The sequence below is a fragment of the Gardnerella sp. KA00127 genome (genome assembly GCF_049244125.1).
GTDB lineage: Bacteria > Actinomycetota > Actinomycetes > Actinomycetales > Bifidobacteriaceae > Bifidobacterium > Bifidobacterium swidsinskii.
In genome coordinates, this window is the sequence record NZ_CP058377.1 from 512,946 (window position 1) to 539,145 (window position 26,200).

Here is a 26,200-nt window from a genome sequence, read left to right on the forward strand (position 1 = left end):
AAGCATAATTATTGTGCAGATGTACCGCATGAGTATCTTTGTATATTCAATAATCGTATAAAAGGCTGTTGAATTTGTAGGGTTATCGTGTATAGTTATACACATTAATGCAAATTATAGATTCTTACTACATACATGAGGAGAAGAACTATGTTTAAATCTATGAAGCCTGTTGCTATTGTTGCATCTTTAGTAATGATTGGCAGTATTGCTGCATGTGGACCTGCTGATTCTAAAGAAGCAGACCCTGATGTTGCTCGTAGCTATGATGTAAGTCATGTGCAAAAAGATGATGCTGTTGCAGCCTTGGTACCAGCACCAGTTGCAAAAACAGGAGAGTTAACTGTTGGTGTAAACGTAAGTTATGCCCCTGCAGAATTCTTTGCTGCAGACGGTAAAACTCCTGTAGGTTACGAAATTGATTTTTCGAAGGCCCTTGCAAAGGTCATGGGCTTAAAAGCAAAAATTATGCATGCTCAGTTTGACTCAATTATTCCAGCAATAGGAAGCAAATATAATGTTGGTATTTCTGGTTTTACAGTAAATGCTGAACGTATGAAGTCTGTAGACTTTATTACTTATGCAAACGCAGGTTTGTCTTTTGAAGTGCGTAAGGGAAATCCTACTAAAGTAGATCCAAAGAACCTTTGTGGCAAGAAAGTAACTTTGGAAACTGGAACTGTTGGCGAACCTATTATGGAAGAAGCAAAGAAACAGTGCGCAGCTAAAGGAAATAAGCCTCTTGAAATCATGAGCTTCAAGGAGCAAACTGACGCAACTACCGCACTTCTTTCCGGTCGCGCTGATGTTATGTATGCAGATACTCCTGTTGCAGGTTACGCTTCAATTAAGAATCCTGGAAAGCTTGAAATTTTGGAAAATAGCAAGGATTCTGAACCAATGGGAGCGGCTGTTAAAAAGGGTGATGCAGCGATGCTGAAGGCTGTAAAAGCTGGCATTGATAAGCTTATGAAGTCCGGCGTCTACAAGGATATCTTGAAGAAGTGGGGCGTTGAAGATGTTGCTATTGAAAAGTCTGTAGTTAATCCAAAACTATAAAACTTTAGCTATGAAACTTTAGCTATCAAATAATTGAATAATTATCTAAAATGATATTGTTAATCTGAGTCGTGATTGAATTCTCGGCTCAGATTGTTTCTTTACTTTGCTGTTTTTGTATAAACGTACTTATTGGAGCATATTTTGAATTCTTTAATTGGTAACTCTGCTAAGAGCAAGTCCGGAGTAACTAACTCTGAACGTATTTTGCCAGTAAAAAAGCCAGGACCTATTATTGCCGGAGTCATTGTAGCTGTAATAGCATGTTCGCTTCTTTACAGTATTATTACTAACCCTCGTTTTGAATGGCAAGTAGTCGGAATATATTTAATAAGCGATAACGTGCTTTCTGGTATTGGCTGGACGTTACTTCTTACGCTAATTGCTATGGTAATTTCAATCGTGTTTGCTGTAGGCTTAGCGATGATGCGCAAGTCAGTTAATCCTGTGCTTCGTGGCGTAAGTTGGTTCTTTATTTGGTTTTTCCGTGGTACTCCTGTTTATACGCAGCTTGTATTTTGGGGCATGTTTGCAGTGCTTGTGCCGAGAATTAGTATTGGCATTCCTTTTACTTCTGTAGAATTTTGGTCTATTGATTCTAATGTAATTATGACTTCTCTTACTGCTGCTGTAGTTGGTTTGTCTTTGAATGAATCCGCTTATTTGTCGGAAATTGTTCGAGCAGGATTGGAAGCCGTTGATAGTGGACAAGTTGAAGCTGCTAAGGCTCTTGGAATGGGTAGAGCTTTAACTATGAGGCGTGTAATTCTTCCTCAAGCAATGCGTATTATTGTTCCTCCGCTTGGTAACGAAACAATCGGTATGCTAAAAACGACTTCGTTAGTTCTTGCAGTTCCGTTTACTCTTGAATTGCAATTTGCTACAAATGCTATTGCTAACCGTATCTATAAACCAATTCCGCTTCTTCTTGTTGCGAGTATTTGGTATTTGATTATTACTTCCATTTTGATGGTTTTGCAATACATGCTCGAGAAGCATTTTGCTAAAGGCTTTGAAGCAAGAGATATTGTAAAACATGCTCAACTTAATACTGATTCTGATCAGCGCGGCGATCAATCATTAGATGCTAAACGGAAAAATGTTAAAGGACGAAATGATGCTGCTATGCTCGGATTTAATGCTTAAATAAGCGCATAATAGCTTAAATTTTAAATATTTTTCTTTGTAAACTTTAAATTTTGCATGAAACAAACAAATTGGATGTGAATAAATGGTAGAAGCAAAATCTAATCTTCCTGCGGTTGCTATTAACGATGTGCAAAAATCTTTCGGTCAATTGCATGTACTTAACGGTATTAATATGACGGTGAACCCAGGTAGCGTAACAGTTATTTTGGGTCCGTCCGGTTCTGGAAAATCGACGTTATTGCGTTTAATTAATCAATTAGAAACTTTGACTGCAGGAAGTATAAGTATTTATGGCGAGCGCATCGGTGTAAAGCAAGTAATGCATAAAGGTGAGAAGTGCCTGCAGGCTCTTAACGACAAAGAAATTGCTCAACAGCGTGCGAAGCTTGGCATGGTATTCCAGCGTTTTAATTTATTCCCTCATATGACGGCTTTAGAGAACGTTATGGAAGCTCCTGTTCATGTTATGCATATGAAAGCTCAAGAAGCGCGCGATTTAGCTATTGAAGAACTAAAGCGAGTTGGCATGGATGAGCGTATGAACCATTATCCTGCAGAACTTTCAGGCGGTCAGCAGCAGCGCGTTGCAATTGCTCGCGCTCTTGCTATGAAACCGGAAATTATGCTATTTGACGAGCCAACATCCGCGTTAGATCCAGAGCTTGTAGGTGAGGTGTTAACCGTTATGCGAAATCTTGCTAAAGATGGCATGACTATGATTGTAGTAACTCACGAAATTGGTTTTGCGCGTGAGGTTGCAGATCAGGTTGTGTTTATGGATGGCGGTGTCATAGTTGAGCAGGGTAGTGCAGATATTATTACTAGTCCGCAAACTGATCGTTTTAAAGATTTCCTAAATCACGTATTGTAATTTACGTAAGAAACGTATCTTATTTATGTAGTTTTGCATAGTTTTTGTGTGCTTCTCTGGCGTGCGCTCGCTCGCATAACGTACAATAGAAGATTATGTGTGGCATTGTAGGATACGCAGGTTTTGGAAAAGTTTGTGCAAAACCTTTAGAAGTTTGTTTAGGTGGGTTAGAGCGTCTAGAATATCGCGGATATGACTCTTCGGGCGTAGCTTTAGTTGCTCCTGGGATGAAATGTGCGACTGTGCGAAAGAAAGCTGGTCGTTTATCTGTTCTTCGCAACGATATTGATGCAAATCCTATGCCTGAAGCGAGTGCAGCTATTGGTCATACTCGTTGGGCTACTAATGGTGCTCCTTGTGACATTAATGCGCATCCTCATACTAGTGCAGATGGCAAAATCGCGCTTATTCATAATGGCATTATTGAAAATGCTGTTGTATTAAAAGAGCAACTTCACGAAGAAGGATACGAATTTTCTTCTCAAACAGATACTGAAGTTGCTGCAAAATTACTTGGCAAAATTGCGAATGATATTGTAAACGAAACTGGTAAGCCGGATTTATTCACAGCTCTTCGTCGTACTGCAAAAATGTTAAAAGGAGCTTTCACATTACTTGCTGTTGACGTTCGTCAGCCAGGTATTGTGGCTGCCGTTCGTCACGATTCGCCGTTGGTTGTAGGTCTTGGAGACGGTGAATATTTCCTTGGCTCTGACGTTGCAGCTTTTGTTGCTTATACGGATCGAGTCTTGGAAGTTGGTCAAGATCAAGCGGTGTGCATTGGAGATGTAGATGGCAGTGGCAAAGCATCTTTGCTTCTAACTGATTTTGACAATAATATTGTTGAAAATCCTACTTGTTTTACAGTTGACTGGGATGCGTCTGCTGTAGAAAAAGGCGGCTGGGATTCCTTTATGGATAAGGAAATTCATGAAGATCCGCACGCTGTTGCAGACACTTTGCGCGGGCGTTTTGACGCTCAGGGAAATATTGTTCTTGACGAAGTTCATATTAGCCAAGACGTGTTGCGCGCAATTGACAAAATTATTGTTGTTGCTTGCGGAACGGCAAGTTACGCAGGTTTGGTTGCAAAATATGCTATTGAGCACTGGGTGCGCGTGCCGGTTGAGGTGGAGCTTGCGCACGAGTTTCGCTACCGTGACCCTATTTTGACGCATCGAACATTGGTGGTTGCAATATCGCAGTCTGGCGAAACAATGGACACGCTTATGGCTTTGCGCCATGCGCGCGAGCAAGGTAGTAGAGTTCTTGCAATTTGCAATACGCAAGGTTCTAGCATTCCGCGCGAATCTGATGCAGTTCTTTACACGCATGCAGGTCCAGAAATAGCAGTTGCATCTACTAAAGCTTTTGTTGCGCAAATAGTTGCAGCCTATATGCTTGGTCTGTTTTTGGCGCAAGTAAAAGGCACTATGTATCGCGACGAAATTCAGCAAATAGTTGCGCAATTAAAAGAGATGCCGGATAAAATTCAGCGTGTACTTGATACACAATCTGAATCAATTATGAAAGCTGCTGAGCATACTCTGGAAGCTAAATCTTTCCTTTTCTTAGGTCGACATGTTGGATATCCTGTTGCGCTAGAAGGTGCGTTGAAGCTTAAGGAAATTGCGTATACCTTTACTGAAGGTTTTGCTGCAGGTGAGCTTAAGCACGGTCCTATTGCGCTTGTAGATGAAGGTGAGCCGGTAGTTGTGATTGTGCCATCTTCTCGCGGTCGTGATGTGCTTCATGCGAAAGTTATTTCTGGAATTGAAGAAGTTAAAGCGCGCGGAGCTTTCACTATAGCTGTTGCAGAAGAGGGTGATCCAGATGCTTTTCGCTATGCAGATATTGTGTTCTGGCGTCCTAAATGTGCGACTTTGCTAAGTCCTCTTGTAGATGTAGTTGCATTGCAATTATTTGCAATGGATATGGCAAAGTTAAAAGGTTATGATGTTGATAAGCCTCGTAATCTTGCAAAGTCTGTAACTGTTGAGTAATCGCATAACAACGTTGAGTAACATAAAGTAACGGATGGCAAATCTTATGTCTGCATTTGCAAGAATTTTGCAACAACGCAATCATTTTTCGCGCTTGCTTCTGTCGATACTTTGTGTTTTTTCTTTGCTATTTTCTTGCGGATGCGGAACTAAAGATTCTAGAACTCAAATTAGTGTTTGGTCTTGGGAACCAAGCATGAAGCGACTTGCTGAAGAATTTGAACTACATAATCCGGATGTTCATGTAATTGTAAAAGATACTAGCGGATATAGCAATCTTAATAGCGCTATTCAAGATGGCTATGGTATGCCAGATATTGTTCAATTAGAATATTTTGCTCTTCCGCAATATGCTGTAAGTGGACAGCTTTTAGATATTACTGATTGTGTGAAAAATACTCGCACTTTCTATACTCCTGGAACATGGTCTTCTGTGCAACTTGGTGGACGTGTTTACGGTTTACCAATGGATTCTGGCCCAATGGCTTGGTTTTATAATGATGACGTGTTTAAGCAGGCTGGTGTAGATGCCACAAAAATACACACTTGGGAAGATTACCGTCATGCTGCTCGTAAGCTTAAAGATATCGGTGTGTATATTGCAGCAGACTCAGGTGACGCAAGTTTTTATAACGCTATGATTTGGCTTGCAGGTGGACACCCGTTTATGACTTCTCATGATGGGAAAACAGTTACTGTTAGATTGAGTAAAGATAAGGGTACTGAAGAGTTCACAAAGTTCTGGCAATCAATGATTGATGAAGGATTGATTGACATTAGAACTAGAACTTGGAGTCAACGTTGGAAGAACGGTGTTGGAGCTGGCAAGATTGCTTCTGTTTTCTCAGGAGCCTGGATGCCGTCTTTGCTGCTGGAAAATGTGCCTGGAACTGCAGGATTATGGAAGGTAACGAATGTGCCAACTATGCACGGAGAAAAGCGTAATGCAGAAATGGGCGGTTCTTCGTTATCTGTGCTTAAATCGAGTCGTAAGCCTGAAGCAGCAATGCGATTTGTGAATTTTGTATGCCATGATATGCATGGAATTCGTACTCGTGTCAATGGTGGAGCGTTTCCTGCAGATGTTGTTACGCTTAGAGATAAGTCATTTTTAGATAGAGCTACTATTCGTGATTCACGAGGTATTGATATACCCTATTTTGGCGGCCAGAAGTTTAATCGTGTATTTGCAGATGCCGCTAATCGCGTGGATACGGGATACAGGTATTTGCCTTTTGAAGTGTATTCGCGAAGTGATTTTAGAGCAACTATGGGTCAAGCATATGACTGGAGTGTTAAATCTTTAGCTAGATTAAACGTGCAAGCCATGATTGATGCTGGTGTTACTCAAGATGATGGAAGTAAATTGTGGCTTCCAGATGATCCTGGTAAGCGAATTTCTTTAAAAGATGGTCTTTTATTGTGGGAAAAAGATCTTCAAGAATATGGTTACAATCAAGGATTTGTAGTTAGATAATTTCGTAACTTATTACAATTAAGTGATTTCGTAAAAGCAGCTTAATTTTGCGTAAAAGTAAGATTATTAACAAAAGTAGTATAAATACAATAGGATAGTATACATACACATACAATACGTGCGCACGTGATTGCAGATTAACTTAATTAATCCGTAAATGCCAATATAGGAAGTAGGCACACATGTTATTAGCAGTAGACATTGGTAATACGAATATTGTGCTGGGTTTTTTGGAAAATAACCGAATTGTTGGCACTTATCGTATGACAACAAAGTCTAATCATACATCAGACGAGTATGGCATTATGATTGCGCAATTTTTGCATTTAAGCGGATTTACAATAAACGATGTTGAAGATGTTATCGTTGCTTCTGTTGTGCCGAAAGTTATGCATTCATTCCGCGCTAGTATTATCAAATTTCTTCATATTGATCCTATGATTGTAGGCCCTGGTGTTAAAACCGGTATGAATATTCGTATTGATGAGCCAAGAACTCTTGGCGCGGATTGTTTAGCTGATTGCGTTGGTGCGTTTAGTGAGTATGGAGGATCTGTACTAGTTATTGATTTTGGTACGGCAACAACTTACAACTATATAGATAAAAGTGGTGCTATTACTTGCGGACTTATTTGCACAGGTATTCGTACTGCAGCTGCGGCACTTTGGGATAACACGGCTCAGCTTCCAGAAGTGGAAATAGCTAGACCGCAGTCTGTTCTTGCAAAATCTACTAAACTCGCAATGCAAGCTGGATTATATTACAGCTTCTTGGGTGGAATTGAGCGTACAATTGCACAGTTTAAAACTGAAATAGACGAGCCATTTAAGGTAGTTGCTACTGGTGGCTTGGGTAGGCTTTTTGAAAATGACGTGCAATCGATTGACTATTACGATCCGGATCTTATTTTCAAAGGTATGGCTGAAATTTATAAGCGCAACCTGCGGTAGTGCGGTAGTGCGACTTTGGTGCAATAGGTTGTTATATAAATTTGTTATATTATTCTTTCGGGTTTAGGCGTATAATGGTGGATGGTTGTGTGTAAAGATTGCGTTCGCCGGTGAACCGTCTTGGGTATGTATTTTTTTGCATACTGTTTATGCGCTGGCTGTGGATTCGTTCACATTTGAGAGGAAGTTTGATGATGAGTAGTAGGAAACATCGTATTCTTTCGACAATTGGTGCCGTTTCATGCGTAGTCTCTATGATTTTAAGCGTAACTGTGCTGCCTGCGATAGCTTATGCCAACGTAACGAAGAATCCATTGTTTGTTGCTGCTATGGCTGCTGCTGCCGAGAATAATAGGGGTCAAAATAAGTCGGGTGAAGGGGGATCTAAAAAGGGAGTTCAAGGGGAAGCTGGTAAAGGTACTGGTAAAGAAGTTAAAGGGGATAAGGCTAAAGGGGTAGATAAAAAAGAAGGAAACAGGGCAGCTAAAGGGGAAGCTGTTAAAGATAATGAAGTAGTAGACAATAAAGGTAGTAAGGGGAATGGTGAAAATCCTAATGGGGGGGGGGCTGTAGATAACGGCAGTGCTGGCAAAGATGCTGGCAAAGATGCTGGCGATGCTGCCGGGAATGCTGCAAAATCTGGCAAAGACGCTAACAACGCTGACAACAAATCTGCCAAAAAAGATGGAAAAGCTGGCAAAGATCGCAGCGCGGGTGGTGTTGAGAAATTAAGCCTAGATGCAGTTAAAGCACTTCCTGCTTGCGTGGCTAGTGTCATGGCAACTAATGCAGATGGAACAATCAGTACTCTTTCAATCGAACCTCCATCCGGAGAAAACAAGTGTGCTGTTAGTGCTGATCAACGCAGTGATGAGTTTGGTAAAATTATAAATGAAATAAAAAAACTTGCTCCTACAGATAGCTCGTTTGGTTTTTACGGTGGCAAAGTGTATGCGTACGGGCGTTTGTCAAAATTGGACGGGAAGAATTATGTAGGTCTTTTTTCAGGGAAAAATATTAGTAACATTGATAACATCGAAAAGTTTGATATAAGTTATGTTACAGACATGTCCCACCTTTTTAAGGATTCCTCATTAACTGATTTTAGTTTTTTGAGTAGCTGGGATGTGAGCAATGTTACGAACATGCAAAGCATGTTCGAGGGGTGCACTGGTTTAGAAGATATTAGCGGTTTGGCTAATTGGAAGGTTGACAATGTTACGAATATGGAGGGCATGTTCGAGGGGTGCACTAGTCTGAAATCTCTTAAAGGGTTGGAAGATTGGGATGTAAGCAATGTTAGAAGTATGTCTGGAATGTTCGCGTCTGTTATTAAGGATCAAGATCAACATGATGCTTTGAATCCAGTAGACGGGTATGCAGGTGAGATGGCGATTGATTCGGTTAAACCTTTACGTAAGTGGAATGTTAGCAATGTTATGAACATGAACAGAATGTTTGAGGGTTGCACTAGCATAACAGATTTTACTGGTTTGGAAGGTTGGGATACTAAAAGCGTTGTGGCAATGATCGGTATGTTCGAATACTGCAAGAGTATGAGTTCGCTTGGATTTTTGAAAAAGTGGACTGTAAAGAACGTTGAATATATGATGGCAATGTTTGCGCTGTGCGACAAGATTAAAAATACTGAGGGCCTAGAAAATTGGAATGTTAGTAACGTTAAAAAAATGGATGACATGTTTGCAGAATGCTCTAGCCTCGATAGTATCAGTGGATTATCTAATTGGAATACAAGCGGTAAGAGCAGTACAAGCAAATTAACTAGCACGTATAGAATGTTCGATAACTGCAGTTTTCTTTCTGATCTTCAACCTTTGAGCGGTTGGAATGTTGGCAGTGTTACTGACATGCATGACATGTTTAACAATTGCGGCAGTCTTACTGGTCTTGAACCTTTGAGTGGTTGGGATGTTGGCAGTGTTAAGAACATGAACAGCATGTTCAGCAGTTGTAATGGTTTAACTAGTCTTGAGTCTTTGAGTAAGTGGTTGAATGATAAGAGCAGTGTCACGGACATGAGTAGCATGTTCAGCGGTTGTAATAGCTTGAGTGACCTTAAAGGTCTAGAAAATTGGAATGTCGGCAATGTTAAGAACATGAGCAGCATGTTCAGCGGTTGCGCTACGGATATCTACGGTTCTGGAGATGATCCTAATCCTATTGGTATAAAAGGATTGGCTGATATAAGTGCATTAAGTGGTTGGGATGTTGGCAGTGTCACGGACATGAGTAGCATGTTCAGCGGTTGTAATAGCTTGAGTGACCTTAAAGGTCTAGAAAATTGGAATGTTGGCAGTGTTAAGAACATGAGCAGCATGTTCAGCCATGAGGTTAGTGGTTCTGATTTTGATAAGCTGACTGATATAAGTGGATTGAGTAAGTGGAATGTTAGCAATGTTAAGGACATGTCTAGCATGTTCAATAGTTGTGTAACGTTGGAGAGTATTAATCCTTTGAGCGGCTGGAATGTTAGCAATGTTAAGGACATGTCTAGCATGTTTGCATATTGCAAAAAACTTACCGGCGCTGCAGATTTAAGCAAGTGGAATATTTCAAAAGTTACGAATCTTAGTTCAATGTTTTCCAATGCAGGAGCAGAAAGCGGCGACAGTCTTATATTAGATTTCAGCGATAAGGCTTTTACAAAATCGGATACACCTGTATACGCGGATGACGAAGGGAAGCAGCGTTACTTTTCTGTTGATAGTATGTTCAGTGGTTTTAAAGGCACGCTGATTGCGAATAACTTGAAGTCTAGTGGTTTTGAGAATAATCCTGAGGATGATCCTATCGCAAATTTTGCTAGTGGTTACATATTCTCCCTCGATGAGAATGGTCACAGCAATAATATAGTCGTAACTAATAATGTTACGATTTTAGATACAATTTCAAACGATGATGATCTTAAAAAGATTGCATACTACATTCCTGTTAAAGCCAAGCTGATGGAGCCTGGAGATATAAAAAATGACAATATGACATGTGATTGCAATAGAGATTCGGGTGGCACTACTTATACTTACTATGTTCCTGCACTGTATAATTCGAGTAATTTAGAGAAGAAACAGGATGAAAAATCGCAGGATTATGCGTACAGAATTGTAAAAAATAGTTTCGCTTCAAAGTTGCGGTACGCTATAGATTCTCAATCGGGCAAAGGTACTAGTACTGAGGAACCAGGTGGAGATGAACCTGGCGGAGATGAACCTGGCGGAGATGAACCTGGCGGAGATGAACCTGGTGAAGGTGAAGGTGGCGATGAATCAGGTGGTGATACTGATACTGGCTCGCGTAGTGCAACGTTGAAATCGCGTGTAAAGAAACTGCGATCCGCAAGGAAATCGCGATCTGTAAGAGATGGCGATGATGAAGATGAAAATCCTGAACCTGAGCCTGACGAAAAACAGGGTAATACTTATAAAATCATGTTTAAGAAGTCAAGCGAAGGTGGTTGCACTTGGACAGAACTTGGCGATGGTGATGGTGCTGTGCCTGTTAGCGATCCAAAGTCGCCTTTAGTGTTCTTCACTGCAACGTACTATTTGGAGACTTTTGTTAAGCCAGTGCCTTTGCCGCATACTGGCGGTCAGTCGGCTGTTATGTTCACGTTCTTGTCGATTGGACTGTTCTCAATGTTCGCTGTTGCTGGGGCATTTGGTCGTCATGGATGGGTTGCGTCTGTGCTTCCAAGCTCTGCTTTAGCTGGGTTTTCGAAGGCTTTTGGTGGCGGCGCGCTCGATATTGCTTCTGGTGCTAAGCACTGCTTCGCGCATCCTGTTGTAAGTGGCTCGATGATTAAATCTGCTGTAAGTGCGGCAACCGGCTTCTTTGCTCGGTTCCGAAGTGACGATTCCACCTTCGGCAAGCACAACAAACAGCGCTAAATCGCAGCGCACGCAAAACACAACCGAATTCCCAATGAACTACCACACAAATCTGTCCTGCCTTCGTCAATTGAGACTAAGGCAGACCTCGCTTGCGTTGAAAGCACACTGTGATTTCAACGCTTAGCAACTCGCAGCGCTACTCGTTGAATACGTCTGAGTGTGTTCCCGTGCGAGAAAGCACAAGTACCACATCATCGTTATCTATGCGATATATAAGAAGCCAATTTGGTTTTACATGGCATTACGGAATCCTAAATAGTTGCCTGTAAGTGCGTGGTCACAGTATCTTTCAGCAAGTTTCTCTTGCGGCGCAATCATTCGCACGACGCTATCTAAGAGCTTATATCGTATCCTCGTTTTTTGATTCGCTTAAGATCTCTTTTGAATGAATTTAATAATACGACTTTTAGGCTCATTTTAGTGCGTCCTCCAATGCTTCGGTAACATTGTCGTAGCGCTTGTACTCTTCTGGATGTGCTTTCATGTAGTCGTATTCCTTAAACGCGGCGATTGTTTCTTTATTGTATTTTGGCTGTTTTAAGTCGAAGGGGAGTCCTTCTACCATAAGTGATTTGTGTAAGAACATGTTGATTGCTTCGCTAAGAGTTATGCCGAAGCTGGCGAATAATTCTTCTGCTTGCGCTTTAACATCCTTGGTGACGCGCACGTTGATGCTTGCGGTTTTCGCTGCGGTTTTTGCTGCTGCTGGGGTTGCGGTTGCGGTTGCGCTGATTGTCATAATATGCTCCTTGATTTTATACTTATAATTTTTGCTTCTATAAGTGCGTTAGTTTTCTTGACTCGTTAATTTTGTTTAATTTTGATTTGTTTTTCTAGTTTTTCTAGCTTTTTGTGATATTCAGCTATCAACTTTTATTGCATTCTACAATGTGTTACACGTTTTACAATATTATATAAACGTTTTACATTGTATTACGATTGCATTACGTTTACCGCATGTATACGTTTACTATGCAAATTACATAAAATTCAAAGTTTTTGACGTCCGCGTTAAAAAGTGTGTTGTTATTGCAGATTGCGTTCTGCGTGAGTAACGAAAAACAGCCAACGCTCGCGCGAGCGTTGGCTGTTTTATGGAACATTTGCCGGAGTTACGAATCCGCTTACAAATCCAAGAAAAGCTGGTGGATTCGCGTATCGTTGTCAAGCTCCGGGTGGAAGGATGTGCCGATTTGCTTTCCTTGGCGCGCGGCGACAACATGACCTTCTACAGTTGCAAGAGCTTTGGCATTAGAGCCTACTTCTGCAATGTAAGGTGCGCGAATAAACGTCATCGGCACATTGCCTAGCTCACCAAACTCAGCCTCGCAATGGAAGCTTCCGAGCTGACGTCCGTAAGCATTGCGCTTAACTGTTACGTCTAAAGTGCCAAAACCGTTTACTTCGTCACCTTCCACGTTTTTCGCAAGCAAAATCAAACCTGCGCAAGTGCCAAGAACAGGCATTCCTCCTGCAATGCGCTCACGCAAAGGTTCGAGCATATTTTGCTCACGAAGAAGCTTAGCTTGCACAGTGCTTTCGCCGCCCGGAAGTACTAAGCGGTCAAAAGACTGCTCCAAGTCGCGCGCTTGACGAAGTTCAATAACGTGTGCGCCTAATTTTTCAAGCATTAAGCGATGTTCAAGAAAAGCACCTTGAACAGCTAAAACTGCTACAGTATGAGCGGAGTTATCAGTATTGGTAGGTGAGTTTGACAAAATTACTCGCCTCGCTCAGCCATTAAAAGCTTGATTTCCTGCTCGTTAATGCCAACCATAGCTTCGCCCAAGTTTTCGGAAAGCTTAGCAATCATCTTGGCGTCCTTGTAATTAGTTACAGCTTTAACGATTGCTGCAGCACGCTTTGCCGGGTCTCCAGACTTAAAGATACCGGAGCCAACGAATACGCCTTCGGCACCAAGCTGCATCATTAAAGCAGCGTCGGCTGGGGTAGCAACGCCGCCGGCTGCGAAGTTAACAACAGGGAGCTTGCCGTTTTGTGCAACGTATTTTACGAGTTCGAAAGGCACGCGCAAATTTTTGGCTTCTTCAAAAAGCTCATCCTCGCGCATGCTTGTAAGCTTACGAATTGCGGAATTCATCATACGCATGTGACGCACAGCTTGAATCACGTCACCAGTTCCAGGCTCGCCCTTAGTGCGAATCATGGAAGCGCCTTCGTTGATTCTGCGCAAAGCTTCACCCAAATCCTTAGCGCCGCAAACGAAAGGCACAGCAAAATCGCGCTTATTGATGTGATACACGTCGTCGGCTGGAGAAAGCACTTCGCTTTCGTCGATGTAGTCGATCTCGATAGCCTCAAGCACTTGTGCTTCAACAAAGTGACCGATACGGCATTTTGCCATAACAGGAATAGACACAGCCTCTTGAATGCTGTGAATCATAGCCGGGTCGCTCATACGAGAAACGCCGCCTGCTGCACGAATATCGGCAGGAATACGCTCCAAAGCCATAACTGCGCATGCGCCAGAATCTTCAGCAATTCGTGCCTGCTCTGGGGTGGTGACGTCCATAATCACGCCGCCTTTAAGCATTTGTGCCAGTTGACGGTTCAATGCTGTACGGTCTTCGCCGCTTTTGTTTTGCGGATCCGAGGATTCGTTCACAGTTACCGTAGTATTCAAGTTCTCAGCCATCATTCCTCGCTTTAGCTTTAACATATGAGCTTTAACATATGAGATACGTGTATGCATCTTAATATTTCGTGAATTTGCGCGCTTCTACGCTTTAATCTTATGTCGATTATTGCGTACGTTTGCAAGTTTACGTTCTGTTGGAATTTAACCACATTCGTAGGATATATCTCATATGTATTGGCATAAAAATATTACAAAAATATACAAAATATGATTTGATTTTTTGGACGCGCCATAGGTGAGACTGGCTTGTCAATCGACTACGATTAGTAATGCAGTCGACTTGTATTTGGGTTTATGCGGTATGCAAATAGTTATGTTTGCAAATGTGCATTTCCAATAAAGCGGCGAGCTATAAGACAAAAATAAATAAAGAATAAATAAAGAATAAATAAAGAATAAATAATAACAAAATAAAATAATGTTTATATGCCATTAAGAAAGGTTTATGGTATGTCTAACAGCAAACCTGAGGAAAGCGTGCACGAAGAAAACGGCGCGACTGAAAAATTCTCCGGTAAAACTAACGATGAAGCTAACAAAAGCACTTCTTTCGCTGCGAGCACTGACTCTTCACTGAATGAAGCTGAAAAATATGCTTATTCAGGCTCGAAACGCAAAATGGGCAAGATATGGCTATTTGGCTTAGCTATTGTTTTGGTAGTAGTGTTTAGTGCAATTTTTGCAACTCTTACTACATCTAATAAACCAAATAAATCAAACTCAGTATCGGAAATTTCGAACAAAACTATATCTATAGGTCTAAAGCTAGCTCCTACGAATCTTGATATCCGTAATCAATCAGGTTCATCGCTTGACCAGTTGCTTATTGGCAATGTGTATGAAGGCTTAGTTGCTCGCGATGCTACTAATCAGGTAGTTCCTTCGTTAGCTCAAAGCTGGGAAGTAAGTAAAGATGGTTTGCGTTACACATTCCACATTCGTAAGGGTGCTGTATTTTCTAATGGTGATAAACTTACTGCGCATGATGTGGAATGGTCGTTTAACGAGCTTATTGCTAAAAAATATCGCGGCTCTAACATGGTTGGAAAAGTTGAGTCTGCTAAAGCAAAAGATGATTACACGTTTGAAATCACTCTTAAAGAGCCAAATGCTAAGCTTTTGTGGGCACTTTGCAGTCGTTCAGGTTTAGTTTTTGATAAAAGCGCAAAGTATGATGCAAAAACTCAAGCAGTCGGTTCTGGACCGTATCTAATTGACAAATTTGTGCCAAATGATCGTGTTGTTTTAAAAGCAAATCCGCGTTATAAAGGTATTCATCGTGCGCAAACTAATAAGATAGTAGTTCGCTATTTTGTTGACGATAACGCAGCAGTTGACGCACTTTCTTCCGGTTCTGTGCAAGCATTAGCTCCTATTTCTGGTCAACTTGCTAAGCCTTTTAAAGATGATTCCAAGCGTTACGTTGTCAGTGCAGGTAATGGCACAGATAAATTTGTTCTAGCTATGAATATGAAAGGCGAACGTACTAAAGATAAGCGCGTGCGCAAAGCTATTCGTTACGCGATTGATCACAAGCAAATTATTGCATCTCGTGGCGGCACGGATTTAGCTCTTGGTGGTCCAATTCCTTCTCTTGACCCTGGTTATGAGGATTTAACTAAGCTGTATCCGCATGATTTGCAGCGCGCTAAGGAGTTAATGAAGGAAGTCGGATTTAACGAATCGCATCCTATGGATTTGACGCTTACTTATCCGAATATTTACGGCACGCAAATTGGCGATCAGCTGCGCTCGCAATTGAAGCCTATTGGAATCAATTTGAAAGTTAATATTGTTGAGTTTACTACTTGGCTTCAAGATGTTTATAAGAATAAGCAGTATGATTTGTCGATGGTTGATCACAATGAGAGTCACGATTTTGGGCAGTGGGCGGATCCTACGTATTACTACGGTTATGACAATAAGCAAGTCCAGGATTTGTATGCTAAAGCTATGCTTTGTGCGGATCCTAAAGAGTCAGATAAATTGCTTGCTCAAGCTGCGCGAATTATTAGCGAGGATGCTCCTGCTGATTGGCTGTTTAACTATCGCGTTGTAACTGCGAAAGTGAAGAATCTTGAAGGAATGTCTTTTGATATGAATCAAGAGATTTTGCCGCTATACAACCTGCGACTTAGTTGATTTTTATTTGCTAGTCGCCATCTAGTTTCTAATGTAGAAATGAAACTGCGCGCGTGTCCGAAAACCACTAATCAGAGACACTCGCGCAGTATGTAATCTGCGTGAGTGTCCCAAAATGGGCAAAATAAGACACTCGCGCAGCGCGCAAACTGCACTAGTGTCCGAATTTGTGTATTTGTGGTGTGTTTCGACTAGAAGAACATAGAAAGTAGGCATTTTATGTTTCGTATGATTTGCTACAGAGTATTGCTGTTTCTTCTTGCTTTACTTGGCATTTCTGTAGTTATTTTCATATCGTTACGTGTACTTCCAGGCGATGTTGCGCAAGTTATGGCCGGCTTAAACGCTCCTCGCGGAAAAGTAGAGGAGCTTAGAGCAGAACTTGGTATTAATAAACCACTTTTTACGCAGTATGTTGACTGGATTTGTGGTGTTTTCTGCGGTGACTTTGGTGTGTCTATGTTGACTGGTCGTTCTGTAAGTTCAACTATTGCGATGCGTGCTTCTATTACTTTTCCGCTGATTCTTTTGGGTCTGTTTATTGCTTTAGTAGTTGGTATTTCACTTGGATGTTTGCAAATTACTCATGAAGGCAAACTTCCACAGGCAATTATGCGCTTTTTGGCTATTACAGCAGGCTCTGTTCCAGCATTATGGGGTTGCATGCTACTTATTTTGCTATTAGGACGCGGTATTGGCGTGTTCAGCTTGCTGCCAACTCAAGGTTTCCCTACAGATGGCTGGAGCGAATTTCCTGAAGCTTTTGCGTCTCTTCTTATTCCGGCTCTTACAGTAGGACTTATTGTTGGCTCTAGTTTTATGCGTTACACTGCTGCAACTGTTGAAAATATTGTTAAAAGTGAAGTAGCTTCTCAAGCTATGGCTTGCGGAATGACTCGCAAACAAGTTGTGTGGCGTGTTGGTTTGCGACTTGCTCTTCCTCAACTTGTATCTGTTATTGGTTTAACTTTCGCTCATATGGTCATGGGCGTGATGGTTATTGAAAACCTGTTTTCCTTACCTGGTATTGGTACGGGAATGGTTCGAGATGTTGGTTTGCGTGATCTAATTGCAGTGCAAGGTGAGCTTTTTATGCTTGCTGCATTGTTCTTACTAATCGGCTTTGTAGTTGACATTACGCACCGACTACTTGATCCTAGGTTATCTAAAGATAGTTTGAATTAATTTCCTATTGTTGAATCTAACATGCGAATAAGGTGAGTTTTTATGTGCAATATGTCTAAAAAAAGTATCAAAGTAAAATCTACTTTATGTAAGCGCGTATGGAATGCTACTTTCGGTAAATTTGTGTGTTTAACGTTTGCAATATGGTTTTTTGTTGCTTTGCTTTCGCTTTTATGGACTCCGTACTCACTTTTAGAAACTAACGGTTTTAAAGTATGGCAGAAGCCGTCTTTTTCGCATTGGCTTGGCACGGACGGCACTGGTTCGGATATGCTTAGTTGGCTTATGGCAGGTTCAAGAATTGAGCTGATTCTCGTTTTTTCTACTGTTCTAGTTGCTGCTTGTGTTGGGTTTGTTGTTTTGAGCTTTATGATTTCTAGTTCACAAATGGTTCGCACAATAAGCATTATGTCTGTTGACGCATTGATTTCTATTCCAACTGTTTTAATTGCGCTTATGCTTGCAGTTCCGTTTGGAGCTAGTGTTGTTGTGATTGTTATTGCTTGTGGAACTGGCTATGGCTTGAATTTAGCACGTATTGTACGGCCGAGTGCGCAGCTTGCGTTGCAATCTGATTATGTGACTTCAGCTGTTTTGCAAGGTTCATCGCGTAAATATGTTCTTATTCATCATGTTTTACCAAATATTATTCCTGTTGCATTTGTTGAGCTTTCTCTTTCTGCAGGAACTGTTATTTTGGCTGAAAGTGGCTTAACATACTTGGGTATTGGAGTTCCTGCTGGAGTTCCCAGCTGGGGGCGCGTGTTGGCTACTTCTGTTTCGTTAATTCACGTAAATCCTTTATCGGTTGTCTGGCCAGGTTTGATTGTGACTGTAGTTGTTGTTGCTCTTAATCTTTTTGGTGACGTATTGCGCAAAGTTTTAGATCCTTCATCAAAAAGTGCGAATAAAGTAGGGGAAAAATGAGCTTAAATATTCAAAATCTCACGCTAAAACTTGGCGGAAAACTAATTCTTGACAACGTATCAATTGAGATTTCTGACGGTGAGCGTGTTGGCTTAGTTGGTTCTTCTGGCTCTGGCAAATCTATGCTAATTCGAGCTATAACTGGATTATTGCCGTCAAATGCTGAAATTTCAGGCTCTTGTATGCTTGGCAATCTTCAAACAGTGAAAGCAAAAGATGAAAATTTAGCTTCTATTCGTGGAAAATACGTTGGTGTAGTATTTCAGCAAGCTAATAGAGCGCTTAATCCAATGTTAAGCGTTGAAAAACAAATTTCTTTGCCTTTGCGAATACATTACAATCTAGATGATGACGATATTCACAATCGAGTATGCATGATGCTTGAAAAAGTAGGGTTGTCGAAAAATCTCGCATCTCAACGCACGTTTGAGCTTTCTGGAGGTCAACAGCAGCGAGTTGGTATTGCTACAGCTTTGATCACCTCTCCGCGTTTGATTTTGGCTGATGAGCCTACTACTGCGCTTGACTCGGTTACACAAAGTGAAGTTGTGCGAATGCTTGCTTCACTTGTAGATGATATGGGCGCTTCAATGCTTTTTGTAACGCACGATTTTTCTGTGCTTTCGCATGCTGCTAATCGTTGCTATGTGCTCGATTCTGGGCGTGTGGTCGATAGTGAAAATGTTAAGAATTTGCTTGATAATCCGCGTATTTCTTCTACTAAACAATTAGTGAGTGCTGCTAAAAAGTTGACTTTTAGAGCGCAAAATTTGGGTTCTAAAAATTTAGATTCTGCAAAAGTGGGTTCTGCAAATACTGGTTCTGCAAACGTTGATTCTGAAAACGCTGATTTTAAGAAATTTAATTCCCATATTGGCAACAGTGAAGAAAATTCGCTTATAAATGCAAAAAATATTCACGTTACTTTAGGTCGAGCAAAAACTCGTGCTGAAGTGTTAAGCGGTGTAGATTTACATCTTAATATTGGCGAATCTTTGGCGATTATTGGCGGATCTGGTTCCGGCAAAACAACTCTTATACGCGCTATGTTGGGGCTTGAAACTCTTTGCGAAGGTAACGTTACTTATTGCGGTGAAATCGTAAATAATGCAAATTTATTAGAAGTAAATAAAAATGCTTGTACGCTTATGAGACGCGAATCGTCGCTTGTATTTCAGCATCCGTTTGCTGCATTGGATCCACACTGGACAGTTCAAAAAAGTGTTGCTGAGCCTCTTAGAATATGGCGAAAATCGCTTAAATTAGACGATGCAACTATTGAGCAGCGTGTTTGCGAAATGTTGAAATTAGTAGGCTTAAAACCTGAAGATTTTTTGGAACGTCACCCTCACGAGCTTTCTGGCGGTCAAGCGCAATGTGTTTGTATTGCTCGCGCCTTAATTAATAATCCTCGAGTTTTGCTTGCTGACGAGCCTATGAGTGCAATTGACGTTGCTGAAAGAACTCGCATTTTAGACGCTTTTGCGTCCATTCGCTCCGAGCGTAAAAGCATGTCATGCATATTTGTAAGTCATGATTTGGGTATGATCCGGCATTTAGCAACGCGAGTTATTGTTCTTAATGAAGGAAAAGTTGTGGAATGTGGCAGTGTAAATGATGTGCTCAATAATCCACAAAATGACTACACTCGTGCTCTTGTAAACGCAGCAATCATGTAAATAAATCTTTCAACTAATAAATCTTTCAACTAATTAGGCAACTACCGTCTACTATAGAAGTACTTAGTACATAAAGAGTACGTTGTTTATTGTGTAGTTAAGCGAAGGGAATACTTATGAATAAGCAGGATGCGTCTAGACCTAGACCAGAAAGTTTTGAACTAGATCATACTAAAGTAAAAGCACCTTATGTGCGCTATATCAATACGCAAAAAGGTCCTAATGGGGATGTTATTTCCAACTATGATATTCGTTTAACGCAGCCTAATGAGGAAGCGATTCCTACTGCAGCTTTGCACACAATTGAGCATATGATTGCAGTGTTACTTCGCGAGCGTATTGATGGCTATATTGATTGCTCACCTTTTGGTTGCAGAACTGGTTTTCATCTGCTAACTTGGGGCGAACACAGCACAGAAGATGTGGCGCGCGCTTTAAAGGAATCTCTTGAGTTTATTGCGTTTAAGGCCACCTGGGATGATGTTCCTGCAACAACTATTGAATCTTGTGGCAACTATAGAGACCACAGTTTATTTGGTGCTAGTCAATGGTGTAAAGATATTCTAGCGAAGGGAATTAGTTCGGATCCTTTTGAGCGCAAACTTGTGTAAGTAATAATTAGCTAATTTTGCGTAGTTTTATTTGCTTTCTTTTTAGAGGTTGACATGGAAGATATAACATTGAGAAAAGCAACTCTTGGTGACTTGCGAAATATTGAGCATATTTATGAAAATGCTCGCAAATTTATGCGTGTTACAGGCAATCCTCATCAGTGGGGGAATAGTTTTCCACTTGTTTCAAGTGTTATTGAGGATATTCGTTTAAAACGTTTCTATTTGATTGTTGACGAGGACCCAGAATCATGTAACGAGCGTATTCTAGCGCAATTCGCATTATGCGAAGGTGTTGATGAAGTGTATGCCAGTATTGACGGTGCGTGGCTTGATGATATTTCCCCCTATGTAACAATTCACCGCTTAGCATCTTCGGGAATAAAACCAAAAATGGCAACAGCGTGCTTGCATTGGGTGCAGCAAAACTATAATAATGTACGCATTGACACGCATCCAGATAACGTGATTATGCAAAAAGTAATTACGCGTGCGGGTTTTAGTCGTTGTGGGTTGGTCGTTATTCCAGATCGCGCACACAGTGCAGTACGTATTGCATACCAATGGGTGCAAACACTTAATCATGTCATATGAAATGCGCATGTGTTCTTAAAAGCTTATGGAGAGTATACAAAAGAGCATGTAGCATTAAAAGCATACTAAATCAGTTAGGTGAGTTATGAGTACAGATTTAAGTAATGCGGCAAGTAATAGTGCAAGTAATGCGGCAATGTTAGAAGCAAACTATGCTCGCGCGTTAAGTGCATACCCTGGGCAGGTAATCGTCGATTTGAAGGCACTTCGAGACAATATGCGCACTTTGGTTACGCGCGTTTCGCAAGATTTGCAGCCTGGTCAGAATGCGCCGGAAGTTATGGGAGTCGTAAAAGCAGACGGATACGGTCACGGGCTTATTCCTAGTGCACTAGCAGCATTAGCTGGAGGCGCTACTTGGCTTGGCACAGCTCAACCATACGAAGCGTTACGTTTGCGCGCAGCAGGTATTGATTCCAGCCGTTGCCATATTCTCACTTGGCTTACTAGTGCTCCAACTACGAGATTTGCAGATCTGATTACAGCAGATATTGATATTTCAGTAGGCTCTGTTGACTCTCTTGATGCTGTAGCTTTTGCTGCACGTAATTTAGCAAAGCCTGCTCGCGTGCACGTAAAAGTTGATACTGGTTTTGGGCGAAACGGTTTTACGCCAGAAGGTTTTAGTGCCGCTTTAGCAAAGTTAAAGCAGTATGCGAGCGAAGGTGTAATTGAGGTTATTGGTCAATGGAGTCACTTAGCTGTGGCAGATTCGCCGGACGTTCCAGAATTTGTAGATGCAACCGACCGGCAAATCCAACAATTCCACGAGTTTACAAATCGCATGAGTGAAGCTGGTTTAGCACCTAAAATCCGCCATTTAGCGAATACTGCTGCAACGCTTAATCGTCCAGAAATTCGTTTTGAGCTTGTTCGTCCAGGAATTGGTTTGTACGGATACGAGCCGGATCCTGCAATGGGGGATTCGCAAACTTATGGATTGCAACCAGCTATGACGCTTCAAGCGCAACTTGGCACTGTAAAAGCTGTAGAAGAAGGGCATGGAATTTCTTACGGGCGTACGTATTTAACTCCAAATAATACGAGTACTGCTATTGTGCCGCTTGGTTACGCTGACGGAATTTTGCGTTCTGCCTCTGGATTTGATATGCAAGGTGCTCGTCATATTGATAAGCCGGGCGGACCGGTTAGAGTAGAAACCAATAAAGGTGCGCGAATTTTGAACGTTTCTGGGCGAGTTTGTATGGATCAGTTCATAGTTGATTTAAAAGGAGATGCTTCAGAGTTAGGCGTTCGAGAAGGCGATACTGTAACGCTTTTTGGACCTGGAAGAGGCGTGAAATTTGCTGAGCCTACTGCAGACGATTGGGCAGAAGCTGCAGGAACAATCAGCTACGAAATCATGACTGGAATTGGGCCTCGCGTGCCGCGGCTTTACCGCAACGCTTACGAAGTGCTATCTTCTAGCGATATTGCAAAACTGGACGCAAAAAGTCTTATATAGCTTGTTACTGCTTGTTTTAGAAGGTTAATAATAGCCTTAATTGCAAATAAAAGAGGTGCTGTATGTGCAACGAAGTAATTGCATCGGATAATGAGATCGTTGGCGAATACGATTTGCATGATACTGAGCGCTGGGCGAGTGAGCCTCATCACACTCGTGTGAGAACGCCTTTTGAACGAGATCGCGCGCGAATCATACACTCGTCTGCGCTTCGTCGATTGGGTGCAAAAAGCCAGGTTTTAGTTGCAGGTTCGGATGATTTTGCTCGCACTCGATTGACGCATACTTTGGAAGTTGCGCAAATTGGTAGGCAAATTGCAGCAATGCTTGGATGTGATCCAGATGTTGTTGATTGCGCTTGCTTATCGCACGACTTAGGGCACCCACCATTTGGTCATAACGGGGAACGCGCACTCGCAGAATTAGCGAAAAATATTGGTGGATTTGAAGGAAACGCACAAACTCTTCGCTTACTTACGCGCTTGGAACCGAAAGTTTTTCGTGAAAACGGCAGTAGTGCAGGAGTAAATCTTACGCGCGCAGCATTAGATGCTGCAGTGAAGTATCCGTGGGGATTAGAAGAAGCAAAAGCGCACGATAAAGGCGAGCGTGATTTGAAATTCTGCGTGTATCCGGATGATCGAGATGTGTTTGAATGGCTGAAAATTGGTGCTCCATGCGAAGCAAAACCAATGGAATGTCAAATAATGGATCTTTCAGACGACATTGCTTACAGTGTGCATGATATTGAGGATGCGATTGTAACCGGCGCTTTTAATCCGGCTTTAGTTGCAGATTCAAAAGTTGTAGATGAAGTTATTGAAGAAACCCACGCATGGTATGGTGAGCGTTGGGATGTAGATAAACTTTTGGATGCTTTGAAACGTTTGCGCTCGCTTCACATGTTTCCTAATTCTTTCGACGGTTCTCGTCGAGCGCTAGCGCAGTTGAAAAATATTACTAGTGCTCTTATTGGTCGTTTTGCAAGCTCTGTTGAGCACGCTACGCGTGAGCGTTATGGCAACGGTCCGCTTGTCCGCTACCGAGCAAACCTTGTGATTCCGGAAAATACTTCCTACGAAATTGTGATGCTGAAAAGCTTAGCTGTGCACTTTATAATCGCCCCTCGAGAGCGTGAAGTTTATAAGCGCGAACAGAAAATTTTGACAGATTTAGTAGAAGTATTTATGAGCAAGTCGCCGCGCTCGCACGATGCAATGGAGGAAGTATTCGTGGGAGATTGGAACGAGTGCACTAACGATGATGAGCGTCTTCGTGTTGCAATCGACCAAGTAGCAAGTCTTACAGACGGTTCTGCTACAACTCTTCACGCGGCTTTGTGCTAACGAATCCACTAGGAGTTTCCAGCACTGGCGAAGAAATTTACCACTCGCCGCAGATTTGCGATAAGCTAGATAGCATGGTTGGAATGATTGTGAAAGAAGACATTGAGCGCGTGCGCGCTGCGGCAGATTTGTATGACATTGTGTCTGCAACAGTGACGCTTAAGCCTTCCGGAACTGGCACTTTTGTAGGTCTTTGCCCATTCCACGATGAAAAAACGCCAAGTTTTAGTGTGCGACCAAGCTTGGGAGTATGGCACTGTTTCGGTTGCGGCGCTGGTGGTGATGTATTTAAGTACGTTGAGCAAAAAGAGAATATTGATTTTCGTGAAGCGGTCGAGTTTTTAGCAGATCGTTATCACATTGAGATGCATTATAAGCAGGAGCAAAATAATGATTCTCAAGCGCGCGGTTCTAAGCGAGCCAGGCTTTTAGAAGCAAATGAAGAAGCGCAAAAGTTTTTCGTTTCAAATCTCGGCACTAAAGAGGCAGCTCCTGCGCGCGAATTACTTGCAGGGCGAAACTTTACTCCGCAACAAAGTGCGCGTTTTTCTTGTGGTTACGCGCCTAAAGGCTGGGATAATTTAGTTAGATATTTGGCAAATAAAGGTTTTACGCGTCAAGAGCTTCTTGATGCTGGTCTCGCTAGACTCGGTCAGCGCGGAATATATGACTATTTCCGCGGTCGCTTAACTTGGCCTATTCGTGACTCGACTGGTCGAACTCTTGGCTTTGGTGCAAGAAAGCTTTATGACGACGATTCTATTAGCGCGAAATATATTAACACTCCTGACACTGTACTGTATCGAAAAACGCAAGTTTTGTACGGAATTGACTTAGCTAAAGCAAATATTGTAAAAAAGCGTCAAGTTGTAATTGTCGAAGGTTACACGGACGTTATGGCATGCCATTTAGCTGGTATTGATACTGCAGTTGCAACTTGTGGAACTGCGTTTGGTGTTGAGCATGCAAAAATTGTGCGCCGCCTTATTGCAGACGATTCTTTGGGTGCAATTCAGCTTGTTGGCCCACTGAAGGTGGATGGACAGTCTGTAAGTTCGCGCATCGTTTTTACTTTCGACGGCGATGCTGCAGGTCAAAAGGCTGCACTACACGCTTTTGGTTTGGATTCTGCATTTTTGACTCAAACTTTTGTTGCTGTAGCAGACAATAATCTCGATCCTTGCGATTTGCGTATTCAGCGCGGTGATGAAGCTGTGCGTTCGCTTGTTGCACATGCAAGTCCGCTATACGATTTCGTTATTGACACAGTAATTAATCGTTTTGAAACTTCGTACACTACTGGTCAAATGGGTGCTATAAAGGCTGTCGCTCCTCTTATTGCGCAAATTCGAGACCGTTCGCTGCTTGACTTGTATATGCGCAAAGCAGTGCGCTCAATTGGCGTTGATTTAGCTGTTATGCGCAATGAGGTTGAGTCTGCGCGTAGACGTTTGAAAGTGCGTGACGACGATGCTTATGCGCAAAAGTATAACGTTATTCCGCCTTTTGGTCAGCAAATTCATGACGATCGTAATGCAGGTTTTAAAGCTTCTCGCATGGGAATTATTAAAAGTTCTGCTAAAAATCAGCATTATTATCGTGTGGATGATGCTGTATTTATGTGCGAACAACAATTTATGGCGTTACTTTTGCAAGTTCCGCTTGCTTTTGATGAAAAATTATTTGCGCAATTGACTTTGAATAATTTTATTACGCCAGTATTTCGTACGCTGTTTCAAGCATTTGTAGCTGCAGGCGGATTGCCGGTTGGCAATGTTTCGCAAGGATTGTGGCTGCACATGATGACAAAAGCTGCAGGTCCTTTGCTTGAGTCCGTTATTACAGAACTTTCTGTAATGCCGTTGCCGCTTCCTGCAGCTTCAGACTCGTTAGAAGATACCGGCAATCGACAGAATCAGCAAGTTACAAACGGATCTCCTTCAGATTTTTTGCGAAAAGCTACGAGTGCAGAAAGTAAGTATGCAAACGAGCTGCTTATTCGCCTTCTTGATATCGGCTATATGCGTAAAATCGGTGCTGCTAGAGTGCGTATGGCGAAACTCAAGGATGGTCAGGAAAAGCTTGAGCTTCTAGGAAAAATTACTTCAATGGAAGCTGCTCGCAAAAACTTGCAATCGCAAATTCTATAAGATGTATCAATTACTCGTTTTGTTT

General features: G+C 41.9%; 20 protein-coding genes and 1 pseudogene. 16 read left to right on the forward strand and 5 right to left on the reverse strand.

Going from position 1 to position 26,200, the window contains the following annotated elements; genetic code table 11:
* Positions 1 to 150 precede the first annotated feature (150 nt).
* From HXT48_RS01865 to HXT48_RS01895, 7 genes are all read left to right on the forward strand, one after another.
* A complete protein-coding gene (locus HXT48_RS01865; RefSeq protein WP_004108432.1) occupies positions 151 to 1,059 on the forward strand; it encodes an ABC transporter substrate-binding protein in 909 nt (302 codons plus the stop codon).
* A 144-nt stretch (positions 1,060 to 1,203) separates the two neighbouring features.
* On the forward strand, positions 1,204 to 2,205 hold the full coding sequence (locus HXT48_RS01870) for an amino acid ABC transporter permease (RefSeq protein ID WP_102155694.1): 1,002 nt from the start codon (positions 1,204 to 1,206) through the stop codon (positions 2,203 to 2,205).
* An 85-nt stretch (positions 2,206 to 2,290) separates the two neighbouring features.
* Positions 2,291 to 3,079: an amino acid ABC transporter ATP-binding protein gene (locus HXT48_RS01875; RefSeq protein ID WP_116431593.1), complete on the forward strand. Its 789-nt coding sequence runs from the start codon at positions 2,291 to 2,293 to the stop codon at positions 3,077 to 3,079.
* Between the two features lie 95 nt (positions 3,080 to 3,174).
* Positions 3,175 to 5,082 (forward strand): glutamine--fructose-6-phosphate transaminase (isomerizing), encoded by a 1,908-nt coding sequence (glmS, locus tag HXT48_RS01880; protein ID WP_421782754.1) that lies wholly within the window; start codon positions 3,175 to 3,177, stop codon positions 5,080 to 5,082.
* Between the two features lie 34 nt (positions 5,083 to 5,116).
* On the forward strand, positions 5,117 to 6,559 hold the full coding sequence (locus HXT48_RS01885; protein ID WP_421793125.1) for an ABC transporter substrate-binding protein: 1,443 nt from the start codon (positions 5,117 to 5,119) through the stop codon (positions 6,557 to 6,559).
* A 182-nt stretch (positions 6,560 to 6,741) separates the two neighbouring features.
* The gene (locus tag HXT48_RS01890) at positions 6,742 to 7,509 is read left to right on the forward strand and encodes a type III pantothenate kinase (RefSeq protein WP_012914375.1); all 768 of its coding nucleotides are present in this window, start codon (positions 6,742 to 6,744) and stop codon (positions 7,507 to 7,509) included.
* 191 nt (positions 7,510 to 7,700) lie between these two features.
* On the forward strand, positions 7,701 to 11,414 hold the full coding sequence (locus HXT48_RS01895; protein WP_421793126.1) for a BspA family leucine-rich repeat surface protein: 3,714 nt from the start codon (positions 7,701 to 7,703) through the stop codon (positions 11,412 to 11,414).
* Between the two features lie 139 nt (positions 11,415 to 11,553).
* Here the strand turns inward: HXT48_RS01895 and HXT48_RS01900 are convergent, their stop codons facing one another.
* The 5 genes and pseudogenes from HXT48_RS01900 to pdxS all read right to left on the reverse strand — a co-directional run bounded on the left by HXT48_RS01900 (position 11,554) and on the right by pdxS (position 13,971).
* On the reverse strand, positions 11,554 to 11,631 hold the full coding sequence (locus HXT48_RS01900; protein WP_421793191.1) for a hypothetical protein: 78 nt from the start codon (positions 11,629 to 11,631) through the stop codon (positions 11,554 to 11,556).
* A pseudogene (locus HXT48_RS01905) lies at positions 11,620 to 11,735 on the reverse strand (type II toxin-antitoxin system mRNA interferase toxin, RelE/StbE family); the annotation flags it as partial. The gene HXT48_RS01900 and the pseudogene HXT48_RS01905, both read right to left, overlap by 12 nt.
* A gap of 94 nt (positions 11,736 to 11,829) precedes the next feature.
* Complete coding sequence (locus HXT48_RS01910) at positions 11,830 to 12,156, reverse strand: type II toxin-antitoxin system RelB/DinJ family antitoxin (protein ID WP_012914373.1); 327 nt, start codon at positions 12,154 to 12,156, stop codon at positions 11,830 to 11,832.
* 385 nt (positions 12,157 to 12,541) lie between these two features.
* Positions 12,542 to 13,135 carry a pyridoxal 5'-phosphate synthase glutaminase subunit PdxT gene (gene pdxT / locus HXT48_RS01915; protein WP_004108408.1) on the reverse strand — a complete coding sequence of 198 codons (594 nt, stop codon included), beginning with the start codon at positions 13,133 to 13,135 and terminating at the stop codon, positions 12,542 to 12,544.
* A 2-nt stretch (positions 13,136 to 13,137) separates the two neighbouring features.
* Positions 13,138 to 13,971 carry a pyridoxal 5'-phosphate synthase lyase subunit PdxS gene (gene pdxS, locus HXT48_RS01920; RefSeq protein WP_049762361.1) on the reverse strand — a complete coding sequence of 278 codons (834 nt, stop codon included), beginning with the start codon at positions 13,969 to 13,971 and terminating at the stop codon, positions 13,138 to 13,140.
* A 555-nt stretch (positions 13,972 to 14,526) separates the two neighbouring features.
* Here pdxS and HXT48_RS01925 point away from each other — a divergent pair.
* From HXT48_RS01925 to dnaG, 9 genes are all read left to right on the forward strand, one after another.
* Positions 14,527 to 16,218, forward strand: a complete 1,692-nt coding sequence (locus tag HXT48_RS01925) for an ABC transporter substrate-binding protein (protein WP_012914371.1) — start codon at positions 14,527 to 14,529, stop codon at positions 16,216 to 16,218.
* 219 nt (positions 16,219 to 16,437) lie between these two features.
* Positions 16,438 to 17,403 (forward strand): ABC transporter permease, encoded by a 966-nt coding sequence (locus HXT48_RS01930; protein ID WP_012914370.1) that lies wholly within the window; start codon positions 16,438 to 16,440, stop codon positions 17,401 to 17,403.
* Positions 17,404 to 17,454: 51 nt separating this feature from the next.
* Positions 17,455 to 18,330, forward strand: coding sequence for an ABC transporter permease (locus HXT48_RS01935; RefSeq protein ID WP_415707501.1), 876 nt, complete (start codon positions 17,455 to 17,457; stop codon positions 18,328 to 18,330).
* Positions 18,327 to 20,009 carry an ABC transporter ATP-binding protein gene (locus HXT48_RS01940; protein ID WP_012914368.1) on the forward strand — a complete coding sequence of 561 codons (1,683 nt, stop codon included), beginning with the start codon at positions 18,327 to 18,329 and terminating at the stop codon, positions 20,007 to 20,009. The genes HXT48_RS01935 and HXT48_RS01940 overlap by 4 nt, the downstream gene beginning before the upstream one ends.
* Before the next feature lie 116 nt (positions 20,010 to 20,125).
* The gene (locus tag HXT48_RS01945) at positions 20,126 to 20,620 is read left to right on the forward strand and encodes an S-ribosylhomocysteine lyase (protein WP_004106032.1); all 495 of its coding nucleotides are present in this window, start codon (positions 20,126 to 20,128) and stop codon (positions 20,618 to 20,620) included.
* Between the two features lie 54 nt (positions 20,621 to 20,674).
* A complete protein-coding gene (locus tag HXT48_RS01950) occupies positions 20,675 to 21,214 on the forward strand; it encodes a histone acetyltransferase (protein ID WP_012914367.1) in 540 nt (179 codons plus the stop codon).
* An 85-nt stretch (positions 21,215 to 21,299) separates the two neighbouring features.
* The gene (gene alr / locus HXT48_RS01955; protein WP_076002959.1) at positions 21,300 to 22,679 is read left to right on the forward strand and encodes an alanine racemase; all 1,380 of its coding nucleotides are present in this window, start codon (positions 21,300 to 21,302) and stop codon (positions 22,677 to 22,679) included.
* 62 nt (positions 22,680 to 22,741) lie between these two features.
* On the forward strand, positions 22,742 to 24,025 hold the full coding sequence (locus HXT48_RS01960; protein ID WP_076002958.1) for a deoxyguanosinetriphosphate triphosphohydrolase: 1,284 nt from the start codon (positions 22,742 to 22,744) through the stop codon (positions 24,023 to 24,025).
* Positions 24,019 to 26,175, forward strand: coding sequence for a DNA primase (dnaG, locus tag HXT48_RS01965; RefSeq protein ID WP_012914365.1), 2,157 nt, complete (start codon positions 24,019 to 24,021; stop codon positions 26,173 to 26,175). Before HXT48_RS01960 ends, dnaG begins: the two co-directional genes overlap by 7 nt.
* Positions 26,176 to 26,200: the final 25 nt, after the last annotated feature.

Coding starts and splice junctions, on each gene's coding strand:
- HXT48_RS01865 (WP_004108432.1), top strand. CDS start 151: ATGTTTAAATCTATGAAGCCTGTTGCTATTGTTGCATCTTTAGTAATG.
- HXT48_RS01875 (WP_116431593.1), top strand. CDS start 2,291: ATGGTAGAAGCAAAATCTAATCTTCCTGCGGTTGCTATTAACGATGTG.
- glmS (WP_421782754.1), top strand. CDS start 3,175: ATGTGTGGCATTGTAGGATACGCAGGTTTTGGAAAAGTTTGTGCAAAA.
- HXT48_RS01885 (WP_421793125.1), top strand. CDS start 5,117: ATGGCAAATCTTATGTCTGCATTTGCAAGAATTTTGCAACAACGCAAT.
- HXT48_RS01890 (WP_012914375.1), top strand. CDS start 6,742: ATGTTATTAGCAGTAGACATTGGTAATACGAATATTGTGCTGGGTTTT.
- HXT48_RS01895 (WP_421793126.1), top strand. CDS start 7,701: ATGATGAGTAGTAGGAAACATCGTATTCTTTCGACAATTGGTGCCGTT.
- HXT48_RS01910 (WP_012914373.1), bottom strand. CDS start 12,156: ATGACAATCAGCGCAACCGCAACCGCAACCCCAGCAGCAGCAAAAACC.
- pdxS (WP_049762361.1), bottom strand. CDS start 13,971: ATGCTTAAAGGCGGCGTGATTATGGACGTCACCACCCCAGAGCAGGCA.
- HXT48_RS01925 (WP_012914371.1), top strand. CDS start 14,527: ATGTCTAACAGCAAACCTGAGGAAAGCGTGCACGAAGAAAACGGCGCG.
- HXT48_RS01930 (WP_012914370.1), top strand. CDS start 16,438: ATGTTTCGTATGATTTGCTACAGAGTATTGCTGTTTCTTCTTGCTTTA.
- HXT48_RS01935 (WP_415707501.1), top strand. CDS start 17,455: ATGTCTAAAAAAAGTATCAAAGTAAAATCTACTTTATGTAAGCGCGTA.
- HXT48_RS01940 (WP_012914368.1), top strand. CDS start 18,327: ATGAGCTTAAATATTCAAAATCTCACGCTAAAACTTGGCGGAAAACTA.
- HXT48_RS01945 (WP_004106032.1), top strand. CDS start 20,126: ATGAATAAGCAGGATGCGTCTAGACCTAGACCAGAAAGTTTTGAACTA.
- HXT48_RS01950 (WP_012914367.1), top strand. CDS start 20,675: ATGGAAGATATAACATTGAGAAAAGCAACTCTTGGTGACTTGCGAAAT.
- alr (WP_076002959.1), top strand. CDS start 21,300: ATGAGTACAGATTTAAGTAATGCGGCAAGTAATAGTGCAAGTAATGCG.
- HXT48_RS01960 (WP_076002958.1), top strand. CDS start 22,742: ATGTGCAACGAAGTAATTGCATCGGATAATGAGATCGTTGGCGAATAC.